Genomic DNA, 26,507 nt, shown 5'->3' with positions numbered 1-26,507 from the left:
AAGAACGCATCACAGCCGGTAGCGATAATGTGGCCCATGCCAAACCGCTGGAAACCCAATGTCACCGTGGCCGCCATCATTGAGCGCGACGGGAAATTCATGCTGATCGAGGAAAACACCGCCGATGGTCTGCGCCTGAACAACCCTGCTGGGCATTTAGACCCCGGAGAATCACCTGTGGCAGCCTGCGCTCGCGAGGTGCTGGAAGAGACGGCCTACGACTTCACGCCAACCGGGCTGGTGGGGGTGTATCTCAACCGTTTTACCCGCACCCGTACCGGGCATGACATTACTTACCTGCGCTTTGCCTTTTGTGGCACTCTAGGAGAACACTATCCTGAGCGCCCGTTAGACGACGGCATCATCGGCCCGGTTTGGCTAACACTCGAAGAACTGCGCGCTAGCACAGAACGCCACCGCAGCCCGCTGGTGCTGCGGTGTATTGAAGACTACTTGGCAGGCCAGCGCCACCCTATAGAGCTAATCCACACCGATGCCAGCGTAGCGCAAGCGGCAAGGTAACTTCACTGGGTGGGTGCAGGCAACATTGCGTGCCTGCACCCAAAGCGTTGGCTACGCTATTAATTTGCTGTGATCTTGCGCTCTTTGATGATCGCTGCCCAGTTGTTCGACTCCTTTTTCATAAAGGCAACGAGCTCGGCACGTGTGGTAGGTTGGGGTGTCAAGCCGTGCTTGTTCAGTGCCTCTTTCACGCGGGGATCATTGAGTACCTGCACGATCTCTTTGTTCCAGCGTTCGAGCAAGGGTACAGGCGTTTTGCTTGGAGCCACGAAGGCGAACCAGTTCAGTGCCTCAAAGCCTGGGAAGCCGGATTCAGCCACCGTGGGAATATTGGGCATGTAGGCTGGGCGTGTCAGGCCCGTGGTGGCCAGCGGAATCAAATTGCCTGTATCGATATGCGTCATAGCCGTGGGCGGCGCAGCAAAATAGGAAGTGATGCGTCCGCCCAGCAGGTCTTGCAGCGCCGGCGCGCCGCCCTTGTAGGGCACATGGGTCATGTCAACGCCCGCGCGCTGGTTGAACAGTTCACCCGCTAGGTGCGAAGCAGAGCCTGCGCCGGTGGAAGCAAAGTCCACGCTGCCAGGCTTATTTTTGGACAAAGCGATAAATTCAGCCAGGTTTTTCACCCCAGCACCCTTGTGTACCACCAGTACATTGGGGAAGTTCACCGCACCCGAGATGGCCGCCAAATCCTTGAATGGATCGTAGGGCAGTTTCATCAGGTGTGGAGCAATAGTCAGCGGGCCCACTGAGCCGAACAGTAGCACCGAACCGTCAGCCGCCGCATTGGCCACGAACTGGTGGGCAATGTTGCCGCCAGCGCCGCCCTTGTTCTCTACTATCACCGACTGACCAATGTTCTCACCCAGCTTCTTCGCGATCAGACGCGCGGCAGCATCAGAAGCTCCCCCAGCGGGAAAACCAACGACCAGCGTGACTGGTTTTTTGGGCGGAAAGTCTTGGGCGCTAGCCATACCAGTCAGTAGCAAGCTAGATCCGACCAGCGCGCTGGCAAGCAACAGGCGTTTGTTCATGGAAAAAGTCTCCTCGTTGTCATGTTGTGGTAAGAAAAAAAACGTACATTATGCAAGCACTCAATCAGCACTAAGCCCGATAGGGTTGGGCTGGCGCTTTTCTACAGCATAGCGCAACAGTGAGGCGGTACGGAAAATACCGTGGGCAAACTTGCCGTAGGGCAGCGTGGCAAACAACGCCATCACCGCACCCAGATGCAGACACAACAGCAACGCCAGAGCGGGCGTACCACGACCTAGCCACAACGCCAAGCCGCTGGCACTGGTAAGAAACAGCAGGGCAATGAAGCCCCGATCCATGGGCTTTTGCGCGGCATCACCGTGCAGTGGGTGGCGGCGCAGGCTCAGGTACCACAGGCCGACTGTGCCCACCAGCAGGCTCATGCCGCCCGCCACGCCCAGCAGTTTGGGCAGGCTTGGCAGTTCGTAAGGCGCAGGCTGGTCGAACAGATAGTGGTAGAGCGTGGCCACGCTGGTGGCTGCAAAGCACAACAAAAAGCCATAGAACGTGAAGTGGTGAAAGCGCCGACGCGACAGGGTGTAGGCGTCATCTTCGTTGTGACAGCCATCGCCGTGGCCGCCATCTAGGTATTTGAGGCGCAGCACCGCATCGGCAGCCTCCGCAGTGGCAGGTGCGCTCACGTCCACACCGCTGGTCACGGGCTTAATGTTCTTCCAGAACCGGCGCACTCCCATGCCCAGCGCCAGCACCACAAACAAAAACACCGGCGCAAACAGGCCCACTAGCAGGTTGTGCGGGAAGAGGTGGTAGAAGTTGCCACCCAGGTCAGCGCCCCACAGCGCACCCAAGCCGCCGCCTTGCAGCACAGCGCCCAGCACCAGAAACAGCGTCAATGCAGCCACCAAGGCCAGCGACAGCGTAAGCCCCTGGCGCTGGTAGAGCTGGCCCAGCGCGGGCGGCCAGGCGTAGTCGGCATAGGTTTGGCCACGCACCTGGGCCATGGCCTGGGGCACGTTGACGGCAAACTCGTGCGGCGGCGCATACTGGCAGGCGTGCAAGCAGGCACCGCAGTTGTGGCACAGATTGGCCAGAAAGTGGATGTCGGCCTTGCCAAATTCTAGCCGCCGCGTCATGGCCGGAAATACGGCGCAAAAGCCCTCGCAATAGCGACAAGCGTTGCAGATTTGCATCTGGCGGGCCACCTCGGTTTCGGGGGCGGACAGCACGATCTCGCCGTTGGCTAGTGCCTGGGCGTCGCGCGTCAGGGCTTCAAGCGTTTGCATTTTGGACTCCTGGTGTGGTTGCTTCTTTTTCAAAAGCCAATGGCGATTGCTTTGCAAAATCTTGAGGCTGTTTTGATGCCAAAGCGGCTTGGGTGCCCGCAATGCGGCCAAACGCCGTGCCAATGCTCATGCCCACGCCCGCCGTGTAGCCTTTGCCCAACACATTGCCAGCCATCATTTCGCCCGCCACAAACAGGTTGCGGCTGGGCACGTTGTTGAAGCGCACGGCCGCTGTGTCGTCGGTGTGCAGGCCCAGGTAGGTGAAGGTGACGCCGGGCTTGAGCGCATAGCCGTAGAACGGCCCCGTATCGATAGGCCGCGCCCAATGCGTTTTGGCGGGCGTGACGCCTTCGGTATGGCAGTTGTCCAGCGCTGTGTGGTTAAAGGTGCCCATGCGGCAGGCGGCGTTGTAAGCATTGAGCGTGCGCATGAAGGTGTCCACCGGCAGGCCGAGTTTTTGCGCCAGCTCGGGCAGGCTGTCGGCTTTCACGCCCGGAAACACCGGCGGCATGAAGCGGCCAATAGCCTTGCTGTCGATGATCGAGTACCCAATCTGCCCCGGTTGCTGCGCCACCAAGCGACCCCAAATCGCGTAGCGCTTGGGCCAAAAGTCTTCGCCCTCGTCGTAAAAGCGCTCGGCCTCACGGTTGACCACCACCCCCAATGAGACGCAGTCGATGCGCGTGCAGATACCGCCGTCAAACAAAGGCGCACGCGCGTCGATGGCCACCATGTGTGCCTGCGTCGGGTCACCGATACGGTCGGCACCGTGGTCATCGAGCAGGTGTTTGAGCAGCACGCCCTTGTTGTAGGCCGTGCCACGGATCAGGAAGTTATCAGACGGCCACTCACCGCGCTCGTTCTGGCCCCAAGCCTCGCGCAGCCACTCGCGGTTGGATTCAAAGCCGCCCGCCGCCAGCACACAGGCTTTGGCGGTGATACGCTGGCCGTTGCAGTGCGCGGCCACAAAACGGCCCTGCTCAATCTCGATGCGCTCCACTGGCGATTCGTAGCGGATCTGCACGCCCAAGCGTTCTGCGCTGCGGTAATAGGCGTTGACCAGCGCCTTGCCCCCACCCATGAAAAAAGCGTTGGTGCGCGCCACGTGCAAGGTGCCCGCCAGTGCAGGTTGAAAGTGCACGCCGTGGCGGCGCATCCACGGTCGGCAGGTGGCGGATTCGCGGATCACTAGGCGCGCCAAGTGTTCGTTGGTCAACCCGCCAGTCACCTTGAGCAGATCCTGCCAAAACTCTTCCTCAGGGTAGGTATCGACCAGCACGTCCTGCGGCGCATCGTGCATGCAGCGCAGGTTGCGCGTGTGGGCCGAGTTGCCGCCGCGCCAGGCGCGCGGGGCCGATTCCAGCAGCAGTACGCTGGCGCCCGCCTCGTGCGCCATCAGCGCTGCGCACAGTGCGGCGTTGCCGCCGCCGATGACGAGCACATCGACTGCCGGGTGTTCTGCGGTGGTTGGATGATTTGGCACAGTGGTTTCCATTAGTGGGTGTGATGACACTGTAGGAGTTTCACCCCAGTGTGGGCAGGCCCGAAAGTGCAAGGGGCCATCACTTATCGTGATGGCTTGACGCCGTTTGGGCCTACGCTAGCGTAGCGCCCACCCAGGCGCCCGATTGCACCAGCGTCCGCGCGCAGTCCGCCAGCACCACGCGCGCGGCCAGGGCAGCGGGTGAGAGCTCATCGTCCGACACGCTGCACAGTGCCGCAGGGCGGCTGGCCGGGGCATCAGACAGCTCGACCAGACCAAAACGCTCGTTGGCGTCGGGATAGCGCCCCACGGCGGCCCAGGGTTGCAGGGTGCTGCCCAGGCCTGCGTTCACTGCGTCCATCAGCATGGCCAGTGAATCGATTTCCATCGCGACATGCGGCAGCAACTTCGCTGCGGCAAAGGCGGCGTCGATGCGGCTGCGCAATCCGTGGGGGCCGGTGGGCAGGATCAGTGGCTCAGCCTGGAGTTGCACCAGACGCAGCCGCCTGGGTAGCGTGGCTGGCAAGGTGCTGGCACCGCCATGGGCGCTGCGGATGAGGAACAGCCGCTCGTCCAGCAGGGGCAGCACACTCCAGCGGCGCGCGGGCTGGGTGTCGAACAGCACGGCCAGGTCCAGCTGACGCGCGTTGAGCATGTTAGAGAGGTGGCCCGACAGGCTCTCAACCATGTGCAGCCGCACGTCGGGATAACGTTCGCGCATGGCCCGCATCAGTGGTACACCCAGCACCGATGCCGTGGTGGGCGCCAAGCCCACGCTCACAGTGCCCGACAGACGCGCCTGCTGCGCCGCGCGGGCCGCCTGCTCGGCATGGCGCAGGGTGAGCTGGGCTTCTCGAAAGAACGCCAGCCCCGCTTCGGTGGGCACGGTGCCCTTGCTGGTGCGCTGTAGCAGCCGCGTGCTCAGTTCACCTTCCAATCGGCTGATCTGCTGGCTCAGGGCCGACTGCACCATGTTCAAGTCCAGCGCCGCACGGCCCATGGAGCCGAGTTCAACGATGCGGACGAAGTAGCGAAGCTGGCGCAGTTCCATAGGGCGATGGTCGCACAGTCCCACCAGTGCCTGTGCGATTGCCCACTACGCCTTTGCCAGAGAGCCAGCTCGTCAGAACGAGTGCACCACTCCGGCCGATATGCCTGTGGCGTGGGCCTTGTTGGCAGCGCCTTGGAAACCATTGCGCCAGTGGGTGTTGTCTAGCTCGGCATAGACCTTGGTGCGGCGCGAAAGCTTGTATTCGGCAAAAGCTACCAGCCGGCCATAGCCGTCGTTGGTGGCCCCCGTGCGGGAGCGGTCTATCTTGTAGTAGGCCGCTGTCAGATCGAACAGGGGCGTGACGGACCAGGTGGTACCTGCCGAGAGCACGCGCTGCACCGTGTGCTTGCCCACGGCTGTTTCGGCCTCGCTGCGCGCAGCATTGGCTGCAAGGCGCACCTTGTCCCACTGGTAGGCAGCGCCCAGAGTAGTTCCGTCCAGCGTGCGCTGATTGACGTCCTTGAAGCGCTGGAACGCGCCAGAGACCGTAAAACCACCGGCGGCATAAGCCAGGCCCACCCCTCGCGAGGACAGTGCCGATGTTTGTTTATCCACTTCACCAATGCCCCACATGGCTCGTGCGGTGAAGCCGCCAAATTGCCCCGTGTACTTGATCGCGTTGTCCAGCCGATACGAGCCCGACGTGGCCCCCGAGTTACCGAATTCGATGCCCAAGCCATGTCGGCTGAGCGCGGCCACGCCGATGCTGGGGTTGAAGCTGGCAAAGCGCATGCCCAGCGGGTCTACGGGCGAGATGGCATCGGCCAGTGTGGTGGTCTGGCGCCCCAGGGCCAGTGTGCCCCAGCCGCCTTGCAGACCCAACCAAGATGCACGGTCAAAGTATTTGCTGGCACTGACAGACGCGCCAGTTTTGGCGTTCAGTCCGCTCTCAAACTGGAACAGCACCTTGGCCCCTCCCAGGTCTTCGCTTCCGCGAAGCCCCCAGCGGCTGGTCGTGTGGATGCCACTGTCCATGCTGTTTGTCGACTTGGATGCGGGTGCATTAGAGGCCGTAAGACCGCTGCCATACCGCAGTCCCAGGTCCACAGTGCCGTACAGCGTGACGCTACTGGTTTGCGCTGCCACGCAGGTGCTGGCTAACGTGACGCAAAGCGCTCCTATTCTTCTTTTCATGGATGTCTCGTGTTTTGTTGATTTCTGAAAGTGGGTGCAAGGGCTTTCCAGTGCCTCAATCAGATGTGAGCTGGGCCTTCTGCACCACGCCCTTCCACTTGGCGATCTCCTTGCGCACAGTCAGGGCCAATTGCTCAGGTGTGCTGGTATCCACCACGGCACCTTGTTCTTCAATGCGCCGTGCCACTTCCTTGTCAGCCAGGGCGGTGTTGAGCACTTTGTTGAGCTGATCGACCACGGGCTTAGGCGTTTTGCCGGTCGCAAACAGGGCGTACCACTGCGTGATCTCGACGCCTTTCACGCCGGCCTCTTCAAGCGTGGGCACATCGGGCAACAGCGATGAACGCTTGGGGCCTGCCAGCGCCAAGGCGCGCAGCTTGCCGTTCTTGATGTGCGGGTAGGCCGAGAACAGGCTGGGGAACATGATCTGGGTCTGCCCGGCCATCGTGTCGTTTATGGCGGGGGCTGCGCCGCGATAGGGCACATGGGCTATCTGCGCGCCGCTCTCGAGCTTGAAGATTTCGGCAGAGAAGTGCGGCGCTGTGCCGTTGCCAGCTGAGGCGTAATTGAAGTCTTGGGGCTTGGCCTTGGTCAGCGCCACCAGCTCGCTCACCGTCTTGGCCGGCACCTTGGGGTTCACCACCATCAGTGTGGGCGAGTAACTCACCATGCCGATGGGCTCGAACTGCGCGATAGGGTCATAGCGCAGCTTTTGCAGCGCCGGGCTCATGCCGTGCGTGCCGATATACCCAAAAAGAATCGTGTAGCCGTCAGGCGCTGCGCGGGCAACGAACTCCGCCGCAATGGCACCGTTGGCGCCCGCCTTGTTCTCCACGATGACCTGCTGCCCCAACAGGGCGGAAAGCTTGAACGCCACCACGCGGGCCATGCCGTCGTTGCCACCACCTGCAGCTGTGGGCACCACAAGGGTAATGGGCTTGTCAGGGTACGCCGCGTGTGCTGATGTGGGGAGCAGCTGTGCAGCGACAGCGAGGGCGGCGGCCGCCAGCAGTGTGCAGCGTGTGCGCGATGGCACAAGGTGTTGGAACATCATTTTTTTGTCTCCTGTCATTGAAAGTATTGGGCTTGAAATCAGTGGGTGAATGCGTTTTCTGACACAAACAACGTGCCCTCCAGAATCTTTCGCGCCGTCCGAACCAGCGCGGCCTGCACCAGCTCAAATTGGCCGTCCACTTGGGTAAGTTGCACATCCACATGAATGCGGCCAGCCGGGTGCAACACCTCCACGCGGTGCGTGCCCGCCGTCGCGCATTGAATGGCGTCGGAAATGACCGTGCCCGGCAGCACATGGGCGGCAGCCACGCCAATGGCGCCCGTCACGGCGTGTGAACGGTGGCACCGCAGAGGGGTGAAATAGCGTGAGACGACGCTGCCCGGTTGATCGCCCACCGACACGATCACGGGCTTGGGCAGCACGCTGTTGGACACATCGCCCATGCCCATGCGCAGACCGGCTTCGCACCGCAGTGCTTCCAGCCTGGACAGTAGGTCGGCGTTGGCATCCAGCTCCGCAGGGCTCTCGTTGCCGCGCAGGCCAAGGTCTTCGGCCCGCACGAGCACCATCACCTGGGCGGCATCAATGCAGGTGACCTGTAGGCCGTAGATGGTGTCGATGCGTTGCCCCGTAGGGAAGATCTGGCCCGTGACTGCACCCCAGGCATCCAGGAAATTCATCAGCACCGGTGCTGCAGTGCCCTGCACTCCGTCGATGTGCATATCGCCGTCATAGTGCACACTGCCTCCGGCGGTGCACACCTGCACATCAATGCGTGAATGGGTGTTAACGTTGTAGACCCGCACCGTGGTGGTGTTGCCATGGGCCGATGCAGGCACCAGCCCCTGCTCGATGGCAAACGGCCCCACACCTGCCAGCATATTGCCGCAGTTGGGCCGCGTGTCCACGCGGGCTTCTTCCACGCTGACCTGGGCGAAAAGGTAGTCCACGTCGCAATCGGCATGCACCGACCTGGAAACGATCGCTACCTTGCTGGTCAGCGAGTTTCCACCTCCCAGGCCGTCAATCTGTAGTTCATGCGGCGAGCCCAGCGCCGCGATCAGGGTGCGGTCACGTGCCGCAGGGTCTTGTGGCAGCCAGTCGGCCAGAAAGAACGGCCCCCGGGAGGTGCCGCCACGCATCAGAACGCAAGGAAGGTTGTAGCTCATAGGTCAGCATGGTGCGACCCTTCGTCTATTCTGTGAATTGCATTGTTGGCAATGATTGATGCATTCTGCGCAATATTCGAAAAGCCTTTTATATGCTGAAATCACATCCGTTAATTGCAATGTTCTGATCGTTTGATGCGTTCTGCGCAACGGCAGGATATCTTGAAAGCCTATGCCCCATGAACAAAAAATTTGATCTCTCGGACATCCAAGCATTTGCCGCTGTGGCTGAGTTGCACAGCTTTCGTGCGGCAGCCGAGTCCATCCATCTGTCGCAGCCCGCCTTCAGCCGCCGCATCGACAAGCTCGAAGAGGCGCTCGGCGTGCGCCTGCTCGATCGCACCACGCGCCGCGTCACGCTCACGGCTGTGGGCCGCGACTTTGCGCGCAAGACCCGCGTGTGGCTCGACGACCTCGACGGCATGCTGATGGGCCTGGGCGACGTGGCCGCACGCCGCATGGGCGAAGTCACGATTGCCTGCGTGCCCTCAGCCGTGTATTACTTCTTGCCGCAGGTGGTCAAACGCTACCACGAGCGTTTTCCCAAGATCCGCGTCAAGGTGCATGACACCAGCGCCAACGAGGTGCTGGTCGCTGTAGCGCAGGGCGATGCGGACTTTGGTCTCAATTTCATCGGCAGCCAAGAGGCAGAGATCGAGTTCAAGCCTGTGCTGGCCGAGCGCTTCGTGGCAGCCTGCCGACGCGACCATGTACTGGCACGGCGCAAGAAAGTGAGCTGGGCCGAGCTGGGCCAGCACGACTTCATGTCGGTGGGCAAAACGTCGGGCAACCGCCTGCTGATGGATCTGGCGCTGGCCAACGTGCCTGACCGCCCACAGTGCCTGTACGAGGCCAAACACGTGACCACGCTACTGGGCCTGGTGGAGGCGGGCCTGGGTGTGGCGGCCGTACCCAGCCTGGCCATGCCAGGCAAAGACCACCCGACGCTGGTCAGCATTGCGCTGGTAGAGCCCATTGTCACGCGGCAGATGGGACTCATCAAACGCCGGGGAAAAACCCTGTCGCCCGCCGCACAGCAGCTGTATGACCTGCTGATGGCTACGCGTTCTGCGCGCCCGCGCAGTACCCAAGCAGTATCAAAAATACAATCGGGCCAATGACTGCCCATACCAAACAGCGCGTTGTCGTAGGCCTCTCGGGCGGAGTGGACTCTGCCGTCACGGCCTACCTTCTCAAACAGCAAGGCCACGAGGTGGTCGGAATCTTCATGAAAAATTGGGAAGATGACGACGACAGCGAATACTGCTCATCAAACATTGATTTCGTCGATGCCGCTGCGGTGGCCGATGTGATTGGCATTGAGATTGAGCACGTCAATTTTGCAGCGGAGTACAAAGACCGGGTTTTTGCCGATTTTCTGCGTGAATACCAAGCTGGGCGCACACCCAATCCAGACATCCTGTGCAACGCCGAAATCAAGTTCAAGTCTTTTTTAGACCACGCCATGCGGCTGGGCGCAGAAAAAATTGCCACCGGCCACTATGCCCGCGTACGCCAAAACCCCAGCACGGGTTTGTTTGAGCTGCTCAAGGGGCTAGACCCCAGCAAAGACCAGAGTTACTTTTTGCACCGGCTCAACCAAGCGCAGTTAGCAAAGACGTTGTTTCCGGTGGGCGAGTTGCACAAAACCGAAGTGCGCCGCATTGCCCAAGAGATCGGCCTGCCCAATGCCAAAAAGAAGGACTCTACGGGCATCTGTTTTATTGGCGAACGGCCATTCCGTGAGTTTTTAAACCGCTACATCCACCATGCCCCCGGCCCGATTTTGGACGAGCGCGGGCGCAAAATTGGCCAGCATGTCGGCTTGAGCTTTTACACACTGGGCCAGCGCCAAGGCTTGGGCATTGGTGGCATCAAAGAAAAAGGAGCACAGCGCGGCGGCGGCGAGCACCAACCTTGGTTTGTAGCGCGCAAGGAGCTCGATAGCAACGTGCTGCGCGTGGTGCAAGGCCACGACCACCCTTGGCTACTGTCACACCAGCTGACAGCACAAGATGCCAGCTGGACAGCAGGGCAGCCGCCCGCTGCCGGTACTTATGCTGCCAAAACCCGCTACCGCCAGCAAGATGCCGCCTGCTCGCTGGCACTGGCAGGTGCGCCAGATTTTGCGCTCGACTTTACCGATGCCCAATGGGCAGTCACACCGGGGCAATCGGCGGTGCTCTACGACGGTGAGGTTTGTTTGGGTGGCGGCGTGATTGCTACAGTGGGTGGGTAACACCATAATCTGACGATGAATGCCACCTACCTCCCACAGAACCCTCCAACGCTCCAAGGGCTGGTGCGTGCCATTGCAGAATCGAATGCCGACGACAGCCTAAGCAACCCCCTCACGCCAGCGCAGTGGGAGACTTTATCAACCTACCTACAGCCCCACACCCTAGAGGCTGGTCAGGTGTTGTTTGCCAAGGGGGTGCTAGATCGCACCCTGTATTTGGTCGAAAGTGGCAACCTCAGCGTGCATTACGAAGATGAAAAGCAGCGCCTGCGCATGGCCGTGGTGGGGCCGGGTGCAGTGGTGGGGGAGGGAGGGTTTTTCTCCCACCGCCCACGCAGTGCCACCGTGCAAGCGGCCACTCCTAGCCGCTTGTGGGCCTTGCCAGCGTTGCGCTTTACCGAGCTGTCTAACCGCCAACCAGCCATCGCGCTGGCCCTGTGCATGGCTGTAGGGGCCGTGGTATCCAAACGACTGAGCAACCGCCGCCGCCGTGTGGCCGCCACCTGAAGAAATGCCCTAGTGCCCCCACAACGGAGCCGTGGGGCCTTTAAGTGTTGAGATAACGCAGAATCTACAACCATTACCTTGAGACAGTCCAAGTACACTCTTTCAAATTTTTACAGGTGCTAGCGGAAGAAAGAATGTCATGTCCTTGTTGAGCTGGTTTACGCGCAAATCTACCCCGGCAAAGCCGCGCACAAGCGACGGCGGGGCGGGCTTGCTCAATGCCGATGCCACAGTGCCCTTGGCACCGGGAGCCGATGGTCAGCCGCTGCTCAAACCGGCCCCTACAGAACATGCTGCCAACCGGGTCAACGAGCGCCTAGAGCGGCGCGAGCTGCTGTATATCGTGGTGCGTGATGCCATGGTGCGCGCAGGCGTGCTCTCGGCCAGTTACAAATTCAAGGTGTTGTCGCTAGACCAAAAGGGCCGCCAGTTTTTAATCATGATGGACTTGGCGCGCGAATATGGCGGTGAGACCGCCCGGCTGAGCGAGATTGAAGCTCTGATCGCGCAAACCGCCAAGACCCGCTACGACATCGCCGTCACCGCCGTTTATTGGCGCATCAATGACCATGTGGCCGTGGGCCTACCGCAAAAGGTGACGCCAGCGGGCCCGGTGCAGACGCCAGCACCACACAGCCGCCCAGCCGCATCAGCCAGCGGCACAGAGCGCCCCGTATCCCATCGCCCCCGTCCTGTGCCTGTAGGGGCCGCAGCGCCAGAGCAGCCTGCGCCAGCACCCGTACCCGTAGCGCCGCCACCTGTGGTGGTGCCTGTGGCCCAAGCACCCGCCCATACACACGGTTCGCGCTTTGACCCGATTGAGGCCGATGAGGTGGCCGCGTTCAAGCGGGCCTTGGCCAGTGCCGCTGCCGCTCGCCCCCCCAGTAGTGCGCCGCTAGGGGTGTCTGTGCATTCTGGCCCGCTGCGCCAGCCGGTCAGTGACACCGGCTTTGCCGACACCGAACTGCCCACCGAGGCCCGTGGCCCCGACTTGGGCAGCACCCAATACGGCGAGCTGCGCTAAGGGCCTGTTCGCCATCTAAAACCCTGCGTTGGCCCTTAACCACGCAGCAATTTGTCTTGCGCCCCCAGCAAAGCAGAAGGGTGGCCCGACAGCACTAGCGTGTCGCCCGCCGCCAGCACCAACACATCAGCCAGCGCAGCAGTGCGCCCGTTGCTGTGGCGCAGACTAACCACCCGCACTCCCATTGCGTGCAAGGCCAGATGCTCTAAGGGTTGGCCCAGCGTCTTGGCACCGGGGGGCAAGGTGATGGTAGACAAGCGCTCTTGGTCGCGCTCTTGCACCCTGTCATCATCGGCCCCATGAAAATAGCCCCGCAGCAGGTTGTAGCGCGCTTCGCGCTGGTCTTGCACCAAGCGGATCACACGGCGCATCGGCACCCCCACCAAGGCCAGCGCATGGCTGGCCAGCATCAGCGAGCCTTCAATAGCTTCGGGCACAATTTCGGTTGCGCCCGCCGCTTGCAAGCGGTCTAGGTGCAAATCATCTTGCGTTCGCACCACCACAGGCACCTGTGGCGCATGGCTGCGGGTATTAGCCAGCACCTTCAGCGCCGAAGGCACATCCAAATAGGTGATAGCCACCGCACTGGCGCGCACCAGCCCGGCAGCCACCAATGCCTGCAAGCGCGTGGCATCGCCATAAACCACCGAATGGCCCGCTGCTGCCGCTTGGCGCACCCGGTCGGGGTCTAAGTCCAGCGCCATATAGGGGATGCCCTCTTGCTCCAGCATTCGGGCCAAGTTTTGGCCGCAACGGCCATAGCCGCAAATAATCACATGCTTGCTGGTATCAATGGCCTTGCGGGCAATGTGCGTCATCTGGATGGATTGCTGCAACCAATCGCTGGCTACCAGCTTCATGACAATTTGGTTGCTGTACATGATGAGAAAGGGCGTCGCCAGCATCGACAACACCATCGCCGCCAAAATCGGGTTCATCAATGCAGGGCGCAACAGGCCATGCGTCTGCATCAAAGCCAACAGCACAAAGCCAAACTCCCCAGCCTGCGCCAGATACAGCCCGGCGCGCAAACCCACCCCCGTGGTGGCCCCCATACCCCGTGCCAACAGCAAAATCAGCCCCAGCTTGAGCAGCAACGGCACCGCCAGCAGGCCCAGCACCAACGCCCATTGCTCTAGCAGGATATGCCAATCAAGCATCATGCCAATGGTGATGAAGAACAACCCCAGCAGCACATCATGGAAAGGCCGGATATCGGTGCCCACCTGATGGCGGTATTCGGTCTCAGACACCAAGACTCCGGCAATAAAAGCTCCCAAAGCCAAGCTCAAGCCAGCCAATTCGGTTAGCCACGCCAGCCCCAAGGTAATGAGCAACAGATTGAGCATGAACAGCTCATCGCTTTTGCGCCGTGCTACCAGTGTCAACCACCAGCGCATCAGCCCCTGCCCCCCCGTGAGCAGCACCGTGACCAACACCACCGCCTTGAGCGACGCCCAACCCAAGGCTGGGAGTAAATCCTCTGGCGCGGCAGCCAAGGCCGGAATCAACACCAGCAGCGGCACCACCGCCAAATCTTGGAACAGCAAAATGCCCATGATGCGCCGACCATGCTCGCTTTCAATCTCGGCGCGCTCGGCCATCAACTTGACCACAATGGCCGTGCTGCTCATAGCCAGCGTGCCCCCCAGCGCCAGCGCCGTTTGCCAGCCCACATCCCACACGCCTCCCAGCGTCTGTGCCAGTAGCAGTGTGCCGCCACACACCGCCGCCATCGTCAGCACCACCTGTAGCAATCCGAGGCCAAATACGTCGCGCTGCATGGCACGCAGCTTGGGCAAGCTGAACTCCAGCCCAATGGAGAACATCAGAAACACGACACCAAACTCGCCCAAATGGCGCACACTTTCGGAGTTTTGCGCCAAAGCCAGCGCATGGGGGCCAATCAAGATACCGGCGGTCAGATAACCGAGCATGGGCGGCAGTTTCAGGCTACGGCAGGCAACCACCCCGAGCACGGCGGCCAGTAGATAAAGCAAAGTCAAAGCAAGTGAGGACATACGCACATGCTACTAGGCCACGATGTCAGGGCATGGCCGATAAAATCGGCACATGCAATCTGCCGCTGGCGCTCCGCGCCCTTTTGACGCCGACCAAGCCCTGCGCTTGGGCCAAGAAACCTTTGACATCGAGACCGCAGCACTGCGCGCTGTGGGCCAACGCCTAGACGCCCGTTTTGCCCAAGCGGTACAGCAGATGCTGCACACCCGTGGGCGCATCGTGGTCATGGGCATGGGCAAGAGCGGCCATATTGGGCGCAAAATTGCCGCCACCTTGGCCTCCACCGGCACCCCAGCGTTGTTTGTTCACCCCGGTGAGGCCAGCCACGGCGATTTGGGCATGGTGACTGCAAACGATGTGCTGCTGGCGATCTCCAACAGCGGCGAGAGCGCCGAATTCAATGCCATTTTGCCGGTGCTCAAGCGCTTGGGGGTGCCCATCGTGGCCCTGACCGGCCAAGCACAATCCACACTGGCACGCCATGCCACGCTGGTGCTCGATACCCACGTCGAGCGCGAAGCCTGTCCGCTCAACTTAGCCCCCACCGCCAGCACCACGGCGCAACTGGCACTGGGCGACGCCTTGGCGGTGGCCTTGCTCGATGCACGCGGCTTTCGGGCCGAAGATTTTGCCCGCTCACACCCCGGTGGAGCCTTGGGGCGCAAGCTCCTCACCCATGTCAGTGACGTTATGCGCAGCGGTGACGAAGTGCCCCGCGTAGCCCCTGAGGCCAGCTTTAGCACCCTGATGCGCGAAATGAGCGCCAAGCGGCTGGGCGCTGCCGCCATCGTTGATACGGATGGCCGCGTGCTGGGCATCTTTACCGATGGCGATTTGCGCCGCCGCCTCGAAGCAGGTGCTGATCTGCGCCACGCCAGCGCCGCCGAGCTGATGCACCCCCAGCCACGCACCATAGCCGCCCATGCCTTGGCGGTAGATGCCGCTGTATTGATGGAAACGCACGGCATTACCAGCGTACTGGTGTTAGACGAGCAGGGCTGCCTGACGGGCGTTGTCCATATTGGCGATTTGATGCGCGCCAAAGTCATCTGAAAGGTGCCCACCATGTCTGCCCCCACCCTGATTTTTGCCCCTGAATTGTTGCTGCGCGCCCAAGAGGTGCGGGTGGCTTTCTTTGATGTCGATGGAGTGCTCACCGATGGTGGCCTGTACATCACCGAACAGGGCGAAACCATCAAGCGCTTTCACACCCTAGACGGCCACGGCCTCAAGCTGCTACAGCAGGCAGGCATTACCCCCGCCGTCATCACAGGCCGCGATTCGGCCCCCCTGCGGCTGCGCCTGAAGGCACTGGGCATTGAACACGCCATTTTTGGCACTGAAGACAAACGCCCCGCCGCTGAAAGCATCCTCGCTACCTTGGGCCTGACATGGCAACAAGCCGCCGCCATGGGCGATGACTGGCCCGACCTGCCAGTGATGCGCCGCTGCGCCATCGCCTGCGCTCCAGCCCAAGCCCACACCGAAGTGTGCGCCCAAGCCCACTACACCACCACCGCCAGAGGTGGTGAAGGTGCCGTGCGTGAGTGGTGCGACCTGCTGCTGGTAGCCAGTGGCAGCTACAGCCGCCTGCTGGCCGCCTACCAAGCATGAGTAACGCCCTGCACCGGCGCTGGGACAGCGTCTCCATGTACCTGCCGGTGCTGCTGATGGGCCTGCTGGCGCTGGGCACTTGGTGGCTGGTGCGCAATGCACCGCAAGCACCCAGTGCAGCAGCCACTGCACCCGCCACCGCCGGGCCAGACTACTTTATGCGCCAGTTTTCGGTGCAACGCTTTGACCCCACTGGGCGGCTAGAAAGCGAAGTGCAGGGCCAGATGGCCAGACACTACCCCAGCACCGACACCCTAGAAATTGACCAAGTGCGTATACAAGCGCGCACCGTTCAGGGGCAACAAACGCTGGCCAGCGCCAACCGGGGCCTGAGCAACGCCGATGGCTCTGAAGTGCAACTCTTTGGCAATGCCCTAATTACCCGCGAAGCGCAGCGCGCAGGAAGGGCACAGCCCCGGATGGAGTTCCGTGGCGAGTTTTTGCACCTCTGGCCACAAGTAGAGCGCGTGCGCTCACACCAACCAGTGCGCCTGACACGCGGCCAAGACCAATTTACCGCCGATACGATGGAATACAACCACCTAGAACAGGTGCTAGAACTGCGGGGCCGGGTGCGTGGCACCCTGATGCCACCCAAGCGCTAAAAACCTATCCATGGTTGCCCAATGGATGGCAAAAAAAGGCATGTGGTGTCCACATGCCTTTTGTTTTAGGTACCTAAGCGATACAGATCAGTAGCCGCCTTGGCCGCCGTAACCACCGCCGCCGCCTTCACGGCCACCCCGGCCACGGGGGCCGTTGCCGTAGGGGCTACGAAAGCCACCGCCTTCACCACGGCCACCGCCCTCGGCACCACCGCGTGGAGCAGCATAACCGCCGCCACCGTAACCGCCACCGCTGCTTTCACGGCCACCGCCGTAGCCACCTTCACGGCCACCGCCATAACCACCACCGCCGCCTTCGCGGCCACCGCCGTAGCCGCCGCCATAACCACCGCCGCCACCACCATAGCCGCCGCCGCTGCGGCCACCGCCGTAGCCACCACCATAACCGCCGCCACCACCGCTGCGGGGGGGACGCGACTCCATGGGGCGTGCCTCGTTGACCACAATGTTGCGGCCGCCCATAGGCTGACCGTTCATGCCGTTGATGGCCGCTTGGGCTTCAGGATCGCTGCCCATCTCGACAAAACCAAAGCCTTTGGAACGACCGGTATCGCGCTCCATCATCACCTTGGCGCTGGTCACATTACCAAACTCGCCAAATGCTTGGGCCAAATCATCGTCACGCACACCATAGGGCAGGTTGCCCACGTACAGTTTATTGCCCATCAAGGGACTCCTAAAAAACACTTTTGACACCGCGATAGAGCCCCGGAAAACTCAGCTGACACCCCCCCTGAGGATGTGCCGCACCCGCTACTACAGGATCACCGCAAAACCAATACGGGCGCAGCCCGCAGGCACATTATGTCTCGGAGAATTGGGCAAAACGCAAGGACTTTTGCAAGTAAATGTGTATTTTTTTAGCTACAAAATGCAAAAAGAGCCCGAAGGCTCTTTTCAATGTGCAGTTTCGGCGCGGGGCCGAAGCTTAGCTCAGGGGCTGGAGGGCTTAGTAGCCGCCACGGCCACCGCCGTAACCACCACCGCCGCCGCCACCGCTGCGGCCACCGCCGTAGCCGCCGCCATTGCCACCGCCGTAGCCACCACCACCATTGCCGCCGCCGTAGCCGCCGCCATTGCCACCACCGTAGCCGCCGCCACCGCTGCGGGGGGGACGGGGTTCCATGGGACGGGCTTCATTGACGACCAAATCACGGCCACCAAAGTTTTGACCGTGCACGCCTTGGATAGCGGCTTGGGCTTCGGCATCGCTGCCCATTTCGACAAAGCCGAAACCTTTGGAGCGGCCAGTGTCGCGCTCCATCATGACCTTGGCGCTAGAAACAGCACCGTATTGGCCAAAGGTTTGTTCCAGATCTTGATCGCGGAAAGAGTAGGGCAGGTTGCCCACGTAAAGTTTGTTGCCCATGAAGGACTCCCGAAAAAACATAAAACGCGATGGAGCCCGACGCAATCAACAAACCTGTGACGACTTCAAAGACGCGAAACTGACCAATCACCGCTGACTTAACCACTTTTCTATCAGTGCAGAAAAGTGCAGTCATTATGTGCCAAATTTTTCAGTGTGCAGATATTTATTTTTGGCCTTGCCAGCCAGCAGATTCGCAGACGCTTCAGGCAGTATTGAGCCGAAACAAAGACACCGTGCCTACCAAGCCTTCCGCCTGCCCCCGCAAACCATCAGCAGCAGCAGCCATCTCTTCGACCAAGGCTGCATTTTGCTGCGTCACCTGATCCATATGCATGATGGCCGTACTGACCTCAGAGACGCCTGCCGACTGTGCTTGGCTGGCAATATTGATCTCAGCCATGATGTCGGCCACCCGGCGCACACTGACTAAGATTTCATCCATCGTGCTGCCTGCCTGCTCTACCAGAGTGCAACCCGCATGAACGTTGCCCACGGAGGCCTCAATCAAGCCCTTGATTTCTTTGGCAGCAGCGGCGCTGCGCCCAGCCAAAGCACGCACCTCAGAAGCTACTACGGCAAAACCCCGGCCCTGCTCACCAGCACGGGCCGCTTCTACTGCCGCATTAAGGGCAAGAATATTGGTCTGAAAAGCGATGCCATCAATAACACTAATGATGTCGGCAATTTTGTGTGAGGAGCCGTTAATTGCCTCCATCGTGTGTACCACTTGGGCTACGACCTGCCCACCCTTGGCAGCTACTTGGCTGGCATTTTCAGCCACTTGGTTGGCTTGGCGTGCGCTTTCTGCATTTTGGTGAACCGTGGTGTTGAGCTGCTCCATCGACGCCGCAGTTTTTTCTAGCGCCGCAGCTTGGCTTTCAGTCCGGGCCGACAGATCATTATTGCCTTGGGCAATTTCAGCACTGGCGCTGGCCAATCCCTCGGCACTTTGGCGCACTTGGGCAACCACCGGGCGCAATTTAGCCCGCATACGCTGTTGTGCAGCAATCAACTGGCCCACTTCGTTGCTGCCATGGGCCACATCGGCCCCACTGAGATCACCATCGGCCACTGCCCGTGCCAAATCTTGCGCTTGTGCCAAGGGCTTGGTCATGGAGCGCACAAAGACCAGCGCCAACGCAGTGGTCATCGACAGGGTGACCAACAAGGCAACCAGCACCTCAATCAACGTCTGCCACAGGTGCTCTACACGTTCTTGCAGCTTGGCATCGAGCGCGTGCATGGCCCGATCATTGACACTGAACAAGGCATCGATGGTACGGGTGAAGTCGTCAAAATAGTCTTTGGCCGGCATCTGTAGACTGGCTGCTTGGATCAGGTTCTGATCGGCCATCTGGCGCGTAGCCTCGATACGGGCCTTGAGGTCACGGGTTGGGGCTTCGAGCTGCTGACGAAATTGCGGATTAGTCACCATCGCCCGATCAAAGTTGCGGAAAGTTTCACCCACTAACTCGCCCGCACGTTGCTGCAGGGCCTGTAAGGTACTTTTGCTGGCCGGCGGCAAGACGCCCTGCACCAAGGCACTGGAGCCTTGGGCGCGCATGATGCCGAGCTTTTCGCTCAACATCGGTGCATCCACCAAGGTGGCTTGGATCAAGGCATGGGTATCAGGGTCAGGGTCCATCTGCAGTTTGTAGGTGTAGCGCAACTCTTCACTCAGCAACATGATGCTGGCAATGAGTTGGGTGTGCTGCGCAGTGCTCTGCGGTGGCGTCAAGCTGCGTGCAGCCACCTGAGGCTCTAGTGCCTGCCACGTCTGTTTAACCTTGGCCCAGACAGCCATTTGGGCCGCAGGCACCGCTGCCGTAGCAAAATGCTCATCCACTTGGGTCAAAGCTTTGCCCACGCCATCGCGCACTGCCGGACGGCGAGCGCCCAGACCTTCATCGCCACTGAGCATACTGGCCGACAAACCACGGTGTATTTGCATCAGTTGCACCGTCTTGTTCAAAGCAATCAGCGGGGGCGCTCCTGCTACTTCGGTGCGTGCCTCGCCAATGGCATGCAGCGCATGCTCCACATACAAAAAGGTGGGCATGGCACTCATCATCAGGCCGATGGTGCCAAGGATCATGAATTTTTGGAGCAAGCTCCAACGGTGCAGCAGTGACATGGACATCTATCGGTAGAAAAAACGGAGGCCTAGAAAGGCAAGGCAGCGACAGGGCCCACCGCCGCCCTATGGAGCTGCAAAACGTAGCACCAATTGCAGGTAGACAAGACTACCAACGACAGCACCTTGCCCGATACTAGAATTTCTTGCCAAGTGCAAGCAAACCGATTTCTTTTCGCTATCACGCCGCTGCCCACGGCGCTCGATGCCCTGCGCTTAGCTTAGGGACGTGCCGCGTGGAGTAGATCGCGTGTACGTTGTGCCTCACGGCGGGCCGCCGCAGCAAAATCAGCCCCGTTGCTGGCATAAAGGATGGCCCGCGAGGAGTTGACCACAATCGGGCCATCTTGACGCCAGCCCGCGCGCACCGTAGCCAAAGCATCTCCCCCTTGAGCACCCACCCCCGGAATCAACAAAGGCACGGTGGGGGCCAAGGCGCGCACCCGCTCAATCTCTGCCGGATAGGTAGCGCCCACCACCAGCCCCAACTGGCCATTGCGGTTCCAAGGCCCTTGGGCCAAACGGGCAATGTGCTCGTAGAGCAACGGCTCTCCGGCAACCCCTGCCAAGCGCTGGTTCTGAAAATCGTCGCCACCGGGGTTAGACGTGCGACAGAGCAAAAAAGCCCCCTTGCCTTGATAGCGCAGGTAAGGCTCGACCGAATCAAAGCCCATAAAGGGCGAGAGCGTGACGGCATCGGCACCGTAGCGCTCAAATGCTTCTTTGGCGTATTGCTCGGCAGTGGAGCCAATATCACCACGTTTGGCATCCAAAATGATGGGCACTTGCGGCGCATGGCTGCGCATGTGCTGCATCAGGCGTTCGAGTTGATCTTCTGCGCCGTGGGCGGCAAAGTAGGCAATCTGCGGCTTAAAGGCACAAACCAAGTCTGCCGTGGCATCCACAATAGCAGCACAAAAATCGTAAATTTTGCGCGGATCGCCCTGCATAGCCGCAGGAAAACGGCTGGGTTCAGGGTCTAGGCCCACACACAGCATAGAGTTGTTCTGCGTGGCCGCTGCGCGCAACATATCAAGGAAGGTCATGGTGCAATTTTAAGGTTTAGTAGCCTGCATCACGCTGAAAATGAAATACCGCTGTACTGGCACGGATGTTGGGCAAAAAACGTACCGTCTGCCCACCTTGTAAACCAAAGGCATCCAAGATACGCAACTGGTTTTTTTGTGCCAGCACGGCAAAATCGGCATAGGTGCCTACACGGATGTTGGGCGTGTCATACCACTGGTAAGGCAAGCGCCGCGTGACCGGCATACGCCCCAGCAGCACCGACAGCCGGTTGGGCCAGTGGGCAAAGTTGGGAAAGGCCACAATGCCAGAGCGCCCAACGCGGGCGGTCTCACGCAGCATGGTTTCGGCATTGCGCAGGTGCTGTAGGGTGTCAATCTGCAACACGACATCAAAGGAGTGGTCGGCAAATATCGCCAGCCCCTCTTCTAGGTTGAGCTGGATGACATTCACACCCCGGCGCGCACAGGCCAGCACATTGGCATCATCAATCTCAATGCCATAACCACTGCAACCGCGTTCGCGTTGCAGGTAGTCGAGCAAGGCTCCATCGCCGCAACCCAAATCGAGCACCCGCGAACCGACAGGCACCAAGGCGGCAATGGCTTGCATGATGGTTTTCTCGGTCATGCAAACTCCTTGGCAATGCGGTCGAAATAGGCGCTGATGAGGCCCATGTAACGTGCATCATCGAGCAAAAAGGCGTCATGGCCGTGCGGGGCGTCAATCTCGGCATAACTGACATCGCGCCGGTTGTCGAGCAAGGCTTTAACGATCTCGCGGCTGCGCTGGGGCGAAAAACGCCAGTCGGTGCTAAAACTGACCAGCAAAAACTGCGCCGTAGCCCGTGCCAGCGCTTGGCTCAAATCACCACCAAAGGCGCGCGCTGGGTCAAAGTAATCCAAGGCACGGGTGATGAGCAAATAGGTGTTGGCATCAAAGTATTCACTGAACTTGTCGCCTTGGTAGCGCAGGTAGCTCTCGATCTGAAATTCGATGTCTTGGGTGCTGTATTTGAGGTTCAGCCCCTCGCGCAGTTGGCGGCCAAACTTGGCGTTCATCACATCGTCGCTCAGGTAGGTGATGTGGCCGATCATGCGGGCAATGCGCAGCCCCCGTTTGGGCACGACGCCATGCTGGTAAAAATGGCCGCCGTGAAAATCTGGGTCAGTGACGATGGCGCGGCGCGCTACTTCATTGAAAGCAATGTTCTCGGCATTGAGGTTAGGGGCGCTGGCTACCACTACCGCATGGCGCACGCGATCAGGGTATTGCAGCGTCCAGCTCAAGGCTTGCATACCGCCTAAGCTGCCTCCCAGCACTGCGGCCAACTGCTGCACCCCCAAACGATCAAGCAAACGCGCTTGGGCGTTAACCCAGTCTTCTACCGTGACCACAGGGAAATCTGCGCCATAGACCTGCCCTGTATCGGGGTTGGTGTGCATGGGGCCGGTAGAGCCAAAGCAAGAACCCAAATTGTTGATACCAATGACGAAGAAGCGATTGGTATCGACTGGCTTGCCTGGCCCGATCATGTTGTCCCACCAACCTTCGCTTTTGTCTTGCCCTGCATAGACGCCTGCCACATGGTGTGAGGCATTCAAGGCATGGCAGACCAGCACCGCGTTAGAGCGCTCGGCATTTAAGCTGCCATAGGTTTCGTAGGCCAGCGTGTAGTCACGGATAGAGGCACCACTTTGCAGTGGCAGTGCCTGCGGGAAGTGCAGAAATTCAGGGGTGGCGATGAACGACATAAGAAAACCCGACAAGGCCAAAGCTAAAAACGGGGCCGGGCGGGGGTGTCGGTCTGTCTTTAGCTGGATTTATAAAGCGCCCGCAAGCTGTAGCAAATCGGCGCATGGCTGCAACTATAACAAAAGCTTGCTGTTTCGACAGGCTGACAACGTACCAGCGCAGTGGTTGTACCCCTTGCATTGCGGACAAAAGTTATCCCCTGTTATTACTTTCTTTTTTATATATTTACTTAGTAGTAGTAGTAGAAGGAAGCTGTTTTCTGTGGATAACTAGGTTTTTTTGTTAAAAATCAACAACTTAGCCAGTGGATAACCCTGTGCACAGTACCCCTGTTTTGTTGTGTACGAAAAATGAACAACTTTTGAAAAGTGCCTTGCCCTGTGGATAAGTACCTAGTTATTCAAAAACTTTCCACAGGGTTATCCACAGGCTAAATGTTACATTTAGTTACAAATAGTGGCGTAAGTAGCGTCCGGTATGGCTGTCAGGATGGGCCGCAAGGGCTTCAGGGGTGCCAGTAGCAACCACCGTACCGCCGCCCGCGCCGCCCTCTGGCCCCATGTCGATCAGCCAGTCGGCAGTTTTGATGACATCTAAGTTGTGCTCGATCACCACGATGGTGTTGCCCGCATCGCGCAACTGGTGCAACACCTTGAGCAGTAGCGCGATGTCGGCAAAGTGCAGGCCGGTGGTCGGCTCATCTAGGATGTAAAGGGTGCGGCCCGTGTCGCGCTTGCTCAGTTCTTGCGCCAGCTTGACGCGCTGGGCTTCACCGCCGGAGAGCGTGGTGGCGCTTTGGCCCAAGCGGATGTAGCTCAAACCTACATCAAGCAAGGTTTGCAGCTTGCGGGCAATGCTGGGCACATCCTTAAAAAAGGCGTGTGCATCTTCTACCGTAAGGGCCAAAATTTCTGCAATATGGCGGCCCTTCCATTGCACCTCTAGGGTTTCGCGGTTGTAGCGTTGGCCGTGGCAGACATCGCAGGGCACATAGACATCGGGCAGAAAGTGCATTTCTACCTTCACCACGCCATCGCCCTGACAGGCTTCGCAGCGGCCTCCGGCCACATTGAAGGAGAAGCGCCCGGGGCCATAGCCACGCTCTTTGGCGGTGTGGGTTTCGGCCATCAGTTCGCGGATGGGGGTGAATAGGCCGGTATAGGTGGCTGGGTTGCTGCGCGGTGTGCGGCCTATGGGGGATTGATCGACATTGATGACCTTGTCGAAGGAGTCCATGCCTTCAATGGCCTCGTAAGGGGCAGGCTCATCATGGGAGCGGTACAACTGCCGAGCAATGGCTTTGTGCAGGGTGTCATTGACGAGGGTGCTTTTGCCAGAGCCAGAAACCCCCGTGACGCAAGTGAACAAGCCCACCGGAAAATCCACGCTGACGTGTTGCAGGTTGTTGCCTTGGGCACCGATCAGGCGCAACTGCTGCGTGGCCTTGGGCGGTGTGCGCCGCACGGGCACCGCGATGGATAGCGTACCGGCCAGATAGCGCCCAGTGGGCGATTGGGGGTTGGCGCGCACTTGGTCGTAGCTGCCCTGTGCCATGACTTGGCCGCCATGCACCCCGGCCCCCGGCCCCATGTCGATGATCTGGTCGGCGGCGCGCATCATGTCTTGGTCGTGTTCCACCACGATCACGCTGTTGCCGATGTCGCGCAGGTGCTGCAAGGTGGCAATCAGGCGGTCGTTGTCGCGCTGGTGCAGGCCGATGCTGGGTTCATCAAGCACATACATCACGCCGGTCAGGCCCGAGCCAATTTGCGAGGCCAGCCGGATGCGCTGGGCCTCGCCACCGCTGAGGCTGTCGGCACTGCGGCCCAAGCTAAGGTAGTTCAGGCCGACATCGTTGAGAAATTGCAGCCGCGTGACAATCTCGCGCACCACCGGGGCGGCAATTTCAGCTTTGGTGCCTGACAGTTGCAGGCCAGAGAACCACGCATGGGCTTCGGCCAGCGTGCTGTGGCTGATGTCTTGGATGGCTCTGGCTTGGGGGCCTTGGCCTATTTTGACGTGCCGGGCCTCGCGGCGTAGGCGGGCACCCAAACAATCAGGGCAGGGTTGGGTGCTGCGCCAGCGGGCCAGCTCTTCGCGCACAGCGGCAGAGTCGGTATCGCGCCAGCGCCGGGCCATGTTGGGCAGGATGCCTTCAAACGGGTGTTGTTTGATGATGGCTTGCCCTTTGTTGGCTCCACTGCCCAGAAAGTATTGGAAGGCAATGGCTTCATGGCCGGAGCCATGCAGGATGACTTGCTGAACTTTGTCTGGCAAGGCTGTAAACGGTGTTTCCAGATCAAAGCCGTAATGTTGGGCCAGACTCTCTAGCAGGGCAAAGCCGGTGCTGTTGCGCCGATCCCAACCATGGATAGCCCCGCTAGCTAAACTGAGCGATGGAAAGGCCACCACCCGTGCGACATCAAACACATCACGGTGGCCGATGCCATCGCAACTGGGGCAGGCCCCCAGCGGCGCATTGAAGGAGAACAGCCGAGGCTCCAGTGCGGGCAGGGCGTAGCTGCACACCGGACAGGCAAACTGGCTGCTAAACAGGTGCTCGGTGCCGGTATCTATCTCCAGTGCCAGCACCCGCCCGCCTGCGTCTGGCCCTGCCACACGCAGCGCAGCCTCCAAGCTCTCGGCCAGCCGCTGCTGCACCTCCGGGCGCACCTTGAGCCGGTCGATCACCACATCGACATCGTGCTTCTCGGTTTTTTTCAGGGGGGGCAGTTGCTCGTGTGCGTAAATCTGCCCATCCACCCGAAAGCGGACATAGCCACGAGCCTGCATTTCTTTGAACAGTTCGGTGAACTCGCCTTTGCGCTGGCGGGCCACTGGGGCCAGCACCATCAAGCGGGTGTCTGCGGGCAACGCAAGCACGGCATCGACCATCTGGCTGATGGTTTGTGCCGCCAGCGCCTGACCATGTTCGGGGCAGTAGGGGGTGCCTGCCCGTGCATAGAGCAGGCGCAGGTAGTCGTGGATTTCCGTCACTGTGCCCACCGTGGAGCGTGGGTTGTGGCTGGTGGCTTTTTGCTCGATGGCGATGGCGGGGGACAGGCCCTCAATCCAATCGACATCGGGTTTGTCCAGCCGCCCCAAAAACTGGCGCGCATAGGTGGACAGGCTTTCGACATAACGGCGCTGGCCTTCGGCGTAGAGAGTGTCAAAGGCCAAACTCGATTTGCCCGAACCTGACAGCCCGGTAATCACCACCAGTTGCTCGCGTGGGATGTCGAGGTTGATATTTTTCAGGTTGTGCGTGCGCGCCCCCCGAATGCTGATGCAGTGGTGTCGGGCCAAAGTTGCCGCCAGTGGGCGGCCTTCTTCAGGGGGCTGGGTGGAGTGGGCAGGGCTGTTGGAGGGGGGGGAGGAAGGTGCATTCACGGTAGAGGCGGCAGGCAGAAGGAATGCAGTCATGATAGGGATAGCCCACAGGCCAGTGGCGCTTTATCGGCGCTTTATCGGCGCTTCGCGCACAATCGCTGCTTTGGCGGCTGTTGTCTGTCGTGCCGGGTATGCTGCCCGCGTC

At 60.2% G+C, this 26,507-nt stretch carries 23 protein-coding genes; 8 read left to right on the top strand and 15 right to left on the bottom strand.

The window, feature by feature from the left end:
- The first annotated feature begins 36 nt into the window (after positions 1-36).
- On the top strand, positions 37-522 hold the full coding sequence (locus tag BMX55_RS13150; RefSeq protein ID WP_091458484.1) for an NUDIX hydrolase: 486 nt from the start codon (positions 37-39) through the stop codon (positions 520-522).
- Positions 523-581: 59 nt separating this feature from the next.
- On the opposite strand, the gene BMX55_RS13145 is transcribed toward BMX55_RS13150, so the two are convergent.
- The 7 genes from BMX55_RS13145 to BMX55_RS13115 all read right to left on the bottom strand — a co-directional run bounded on the left by BMX55_RS13145 (position 582) and on the right by BMX55_RS13115 (position 8,653).
- Entirely contained in the window at positions 582-1,556 is a 975-nt protein-coding gene (locus BMX55_RS13145; RefSeq protein ID WP_091458450.1) for a Bug family tripartite tricarboxylate transporter substrate binding protein, read from the bottom strand.
- Positions 1,557-1,616: 60 nt separating this feature from the next.
- A complete protein-coding gene (gene tcuB / locus BMX55_RS13140; RefSeq protein WP_091458448.1) occupies positions 1,617-2,801 on the bottom strand; it encodes a tricarballylate utilization 4Fe-4S protein TcuB in 1,185 nt (394 codons plus the stop codon).
- On the bottom strand, positions 2,788-4,296 hold the full coding sequence (gene tcuA / locus BMX55_RS13135; protein ID WP_425432072.1) for an FAD-dependent tricarballylate dehydrogenase TcuA: 1,509 nt from the start codon (positions 4,294-4,296) through the stop codon (positions 2,788-2,790). The genes tcuB and tcuA overlap by 14 nt, the downstream gene beginning before the upstream one ends.
- A 100-nt stretch (positions 4,297-4,396) precedes the next feature.
- Positions 4,397-5,335: a LysR family transcriptional regulator gene (locus BMX55_RS13130; protein ID WP_091458446.1), complete on the bottom strand. Its 939-nt coding sequence runs from the start codon at positions 5,333-5,335 to the stop codon at positions 4,397-4,399.
- A gap of 72 nt (positions 5,336-5,407) precedes the next feature.
- On the bottom strand, positions 5,408-6,469 hold the full coding sequence (locus tag BMX55_RS13125; RefSeq protein ID WP_091458444.1) for a porin: 1,062 nt from the start codon (positions 6,467-6,469) through the stop codon (positions 5,408-5,410).
- Between the two features lie 55 nt (positions 6,470-6,524).
- Positions 6,525-7,523, bottom strand: coding sequence for a Bug family tripartite tricarboxylate transporter substrate binding protein (locus BMX55_RS13120; RefSeq protein ID WP_245751449.1), 999 nt, complete (start codon positions 7,521-7,523; stop codon positions 6,525-6,527).
- A 38-nt stretch (positions 7,524-7,561) separates the two neighbouring features.
- Positions 7,562-8,653 carry a 4-oxalomesaconate tautomerase gene (locus tag BMX55_RS13115; protein WP_091458442.1) on the bottom strand — a complete coding sequence of 364 codons (1,092 nt, stop codon included), beginning with the start codon at positions 8,651-8,653 and terminating at the stop codon, positions 7,562-7,564.
- Positions 8,654-8,832: 179 nt separating this feature from the next.
- Between BMX55_RS13115 and BMX55_RS13110 the strand changes: the two genes are divergently transcribed.
- The 4 genes from BMX55_RS13110 (at position 8,833) to BMX55_RS13095 (ending at position 12,423) form a co-directional block, all read left to right on the top strand.
- Entirely contained in the window at positions 8,833-9,774 is a 942-nt protein-coding gene (locus BMX55_RS13110; protein WP_091458440.1) for a LysR family transcriptional regulator, read from the top strand.
- Positions 9,771-10,892 (top strand): tRNA 2-thiouridine(34) synthase MnmA, encoded by a 1,122-nt coding sequence (gene mnmA / locus BMX55_RS13105; RefSeq protein ID WP_091458438.1) that lies wholly within the window; start codon positions 9,771-9,773, stop codon positions 10,890-10,892. Before BMX55_RS13110 ends, mnmA begins: the two co-directional genes overlap by 4 nt.
- Before the next feature lie 15 nt (positions 10,893-10,907).
- A complete protein-coding gene (locus tag BMX55_RS13100; RefSeq protein ID WP_091458436.1) occupies positions 10,908-11,399 on the top strand; it encodes a Crp/Fnr family transcriptional regulator in 492 nt (163 codons plus the stop codon).
- Between the two features lie 139 nt (positions 11,400-11,538).
- The gene (locus BMX55_RS13095) at positions 11,539-12,423 is read left to right on the top strand and encodes a hypothetical protein (protein WP_091458434.1); all 885 of its coding nucleotides are present in this window, start codon (positions 11,539-11,541) and stop codon (positions 12,421-12,423) included.
- Positions 12,424-12,458: 35 nt separating this feature from the next.
- Here the strand turns inward: BMX55_RS13095 and BMX55_RS13090 are convergent, their stop codons facing one another.
- Positions 12,459-14,444, bottom strand: coding sequence for a monovalent cation:proton antiporter family protein (locus BMX55_RS13090; RefSeq protein ID WP_091458432.1), 1,986 nt, complete (start codon positions 14,442-14,444; stop codon positions 12,459-12,461).
- Between the two features lie 52 nt (positions 14,445-14,496).
- Between BMX55_RS13090 and BMX55_RS13085 the strand changes: the two genes are divergently transcribed.
- The 3 genes from BMX55_RS13085 to lptC are packed head-to-tail and all read left to right on the top strand — an operon-like array spanning position 14,497 to position 16,664.
- Entirely contained in the window at positions 14,497-15,498 is a 1,002-nt protein-coding gene (locus BMX55_RS13085) for a KpsF/GutQ family sugar-phosphate isomerase (protein ID WP_091458430.1), read from the top strand.
- 12 nt (positions 15,499-15,510) lie between these two features.
- On the top strand, positions 15,511-16,059 hold the full coding sequence (locus BMX55_RS13080; protein ID WP_091458428.1) for a KdsC family phosphatase: 549 nt from the start codon (positions 15,511-15,513) through the stop codon (positions 16,057-16,059).
- Positions 16,056-16,664, top strand: coding sequence for an LPS export ABC transporter periplasmic protein LptC (gene lptC / locus BMX55_RS13075; RefSeq protein WP_091458426.1), 609 nt, complete (start codon positions 16,056-16,058; stop codon positions 16,662-16,664). Before BMX55_RS13080 ends, lptC begins: the two co-directional genes overlap by 4 nt.
- An 87-nt stretch (positions 16,665-16,751) precedes the next feature.
- Here the strand turns inward: lptC and BMX55_RS13070 are convergent, their stop codons facing one another.
- The 7 genes from BMX55_RS13070 to uvrA form a co-directional block, all read right to left on the bottom strand.
- Complete coding sequence (locus BMX55_RS13070; protein ID WP_091458424.1) at positions 16,752-17,351, bottom strand: RNA recognition motif domain-containing protein; 600 nt, start codon at positions 17,349-17,351, stop codon at positions 16,752-16,754.
- Between the two features lie 283 nt (positions 17,352-17,634).
- On the bottom strand, positions 17,635-18,054 hold the full coding sequence (locus BMX55_RS13065; RefSeq protein ID WP_091458422.1) for an RNA recognition motif domain-containing protein: 420 nt from the start codon (positions 18,052-18,054) through the stop codon (positions 17,635-17,637).
- Positions 18,055-18,259: 205 nt separating this feature from the next.
- Complete coding sequence (locus BMX55_RS13060) at positions 18,260-20,191, bottom strand: methyl-accepting chemotaxis protein (RefSeq protein WP_091458420.1); 1,932 nt, start codon at positions 20,189-20,191, stop codon at positions 18,260-18,262.
- Between the two features lie 221 nt (positions 20,192-20,412).
- The gene (pyrF, locus tag BMX55_RS13055) at positions 20,413-21,237 is read right to left on the bottom strand and encodes an orotidine-5'-phosphate decarboxylase (protein WP_091458418.1); all 825 of its coding nucleotides are present in this window, start codon (positions 21,235-21,237) and stop codon (positions 20,413-20,415) included.
- Between the two features lie 16 nt (positions 21,238-21,253).
- Entirely contained in the window at positions 21,254-21,847 is a 594-nt protein-coding gene (gene metW / locus BMX55_RS13050) for a methionine biosynthesis protein MetW (protein ID WP_091458416.1), read from the bottom strand.
- Positions 21,844-22,971, bottom strand: coding sequence for a homoserine O-succinyltransferase MetX (gene metX / locus BMX55_RS13045; RefSeq protein ID WP_091458414.1), 1,128 nt, complete (start codon positions 22,969-22,971; stop codon positions 21,844-21,846). Before metX ends, metW begins: the two co-directional genes overlap by 4 nt.
- A 448-nt stretch (positions 22,972-23,419) precedes the next feature.
- Positions 23,420-26,395, bottom strand: a complete 2,976-nt coding sequence (gene uvrA / locus BMX55_RS13040) for an excinuclease ABC subunit UvrA (protein WP_091458412.1) — start codon at positions 26,393-26,395, stop codon at positions 23,420-23,422.
- Positions 26,396-26,507: the final 112 nt, after the last annotated feature.

Source organism: Giesbergeria anulus, from assembly GCF_900111115.1.
GTDB classification, from domain to species: domain Bacteria; phylum Pseudomonadota; class Gammaproteobacteria; order Burkholderiales; family Burkholderiaceae_C; genus Simplicispira; species Simplicispira anulus.
The sequence above is the reverse complement of the archived record's forward strand: the minus strand, read 5'-3'. Positions and strand labels throughout refer to the sequence as shown.

What these genes read in the sequence shown, in the direction of transcription:
- BMX55_RS13120 (WP_245751449.1), bottom strand. Translation starts at nt 7,523, where the DNA reads ATGATGTTCCAACACCTTGTGCCATCGCGCACACGCTGCACACTGCTG.
- BMX55_RS13065 (WP_091458422.1), bottom strand. Translation starts at nt 18,054, where the DNA reads ATGGGCAACAAACTTTACGTGGGCAACCTGCCCTACTCTTTCCGCGAT.
- BMX55_RS13060 (WP_091458420.1), bottom strand. Translation starts at nt 20,191, where the DNA reads ATGTCACTGCTGCACCGTTGGAGCTTGCTCCAAAAATTCATGATCCTT.
- BMX55_RS13110 (WP_091458440.1), top strand. Translation starts at nt 8,833, where the DNA reads ATGAACAAAAAATTTGATCTCTCGGACATCCAAGCATTTGCCGCTGTG.
- BMX55_RS13095 (WP_091458434.1), top strand. Translation starts at nt 11,539, where the DNA reads ATGTCCTTGTTGAGCTGGTTTACGCGCAAATCTACCCCGGCAAAGCCG.
- metX (WP_091458414.1), bottom strand. Translation starts at nt 22,971, where the DNA reads ATGTCGTTCATCGCCACCCCTGAATTTCTGCACTTCCCGCAGGCACTG.
- BMX55_RS13070 (WP_091458424.1), bottom strand. Translation starts at nt 17,351, where the DNA reads ATGGGCAATAAACTGTACGTGGGCAACCTGCCCTATGGTGTGCGTGAC.
- BMX55_RS13090 (WP_091458432.1), bottom strand. Translation starts at nt 14,444, where the DNA reads ATGTCCTCACTTGCTTTGACTTTGCTTTATCTACTGGCCGCCGTGCTC.
- BMX55_RS13130 (WP_091458446.1), bottom strand. Translation starts at nt 5,335, where the DNA reads ATGGAACTGCGCCAGCTTCGCTACTTCGTCCGCATCGTTGAACTCGGC.
- BMX55_RS13145 (WP_091458450.1), bottom strand. Translation starts at nt 1,556, where the DNA reads ATGAACAAACGCCTGTTGCTTGCCAGCGCGCTGGTCGGATCTAGCTTG.
- BMX55_RS13080 (WP_091458428.1), top strand. Translation starts at nt 15,511, where the DNA reads ATGTCTGCCCCCACCCTGATTTTTGCCCCTGAATTGTTGCTGCGCGCC.
- mnmA (WP_091458438.1), top strand. Translation starts at nt 9,771, where the DNA reads ATGACTGCCCATACCAAACAGCGCGTTGTCGTAGGCCTCTCGGGCGGA.
- metW (WP_091458416.1), bottom strand. Translation starts at nt 21,847, where the DNA reads ATGACCGAGAAAACCATCATGCAAGCCATTGCCGCCTTGGTGCCTGTC.
- lptC (WP_091458426.1), top strand. Translation starts at nt 16,056, where the DNA reads ATGAGTAACGCCCTGCACCGGCGCTGGGACAGCGTCTCCATGTACCTG.
- BMX55_RS13150 (WP_091458484.1), top strand. Translation starts at nt 37, where the DNA reads ATGCCAAACCGCTGGAAACCCAATGTCACCGTGGCCGCCATCATTGAG.
- BMX55_RS13115 (WP_091458442.1), bottom strand. Translation starts at nt 8,653, where the DNA reads ATGAGCTACAACCTTCCTTGCGTTCTGATGCGTGGCGGCACCTCCCGG.
- tcuA (WP_425432072.1), bottom strand. Translation starts at nt 4,296, where the DNA reads ATGGAAACCACTGTGCCAAATCATCCAACCACCGCAGAACACCCGGCA.
- BMX55_RS13085 (WP_091458430.1), top strand. Translation starts at nt 14,497, where the DNA reads ATGCAATCTGCCGCTGGCGCTCCGCGCCCTTTTGACGCCGACCAAGCC.
- pyrF (WP_091458418.1), bottom strand. Translation starts at nt 21,237, where the DNA reads ATGACCTTCCTTGATATGTTGCGCGCAGCGGCCACGCAGAACAACTCT.
- uvrA (WP_091458412.1), bottom strand. Translation starts at nt 26,395, where the DNA reads ATGACTGCATTCCTTCTGCCTGCCGCCTCTACCGTGAATGCACCTTCC.
- BMX55_RS13125 (WP_091458444.1), bottom strand. Translation starts at nt 6,469, where the DNA reads ATGAAAAGAAGAATAGGAGCGCTTTGCGTCACGTTAGCCAGCACCTGC.
- tcuB (WP_091458448.1), bottom strand. Translation starts at nt 2,801, where the DNA reads ATGCAAACGCTTGAAGCCCTGACGCGCGACGCCCAGGCACTAGCCAAC.
- BMX55_RS13100 (WP_091458436.1), top strand. Translation starts at nt 10,908, where the DNA reads ATGAATGCCACCTACCTCCCACAGAACCCTCCAACGCTCCAAGGGCTG.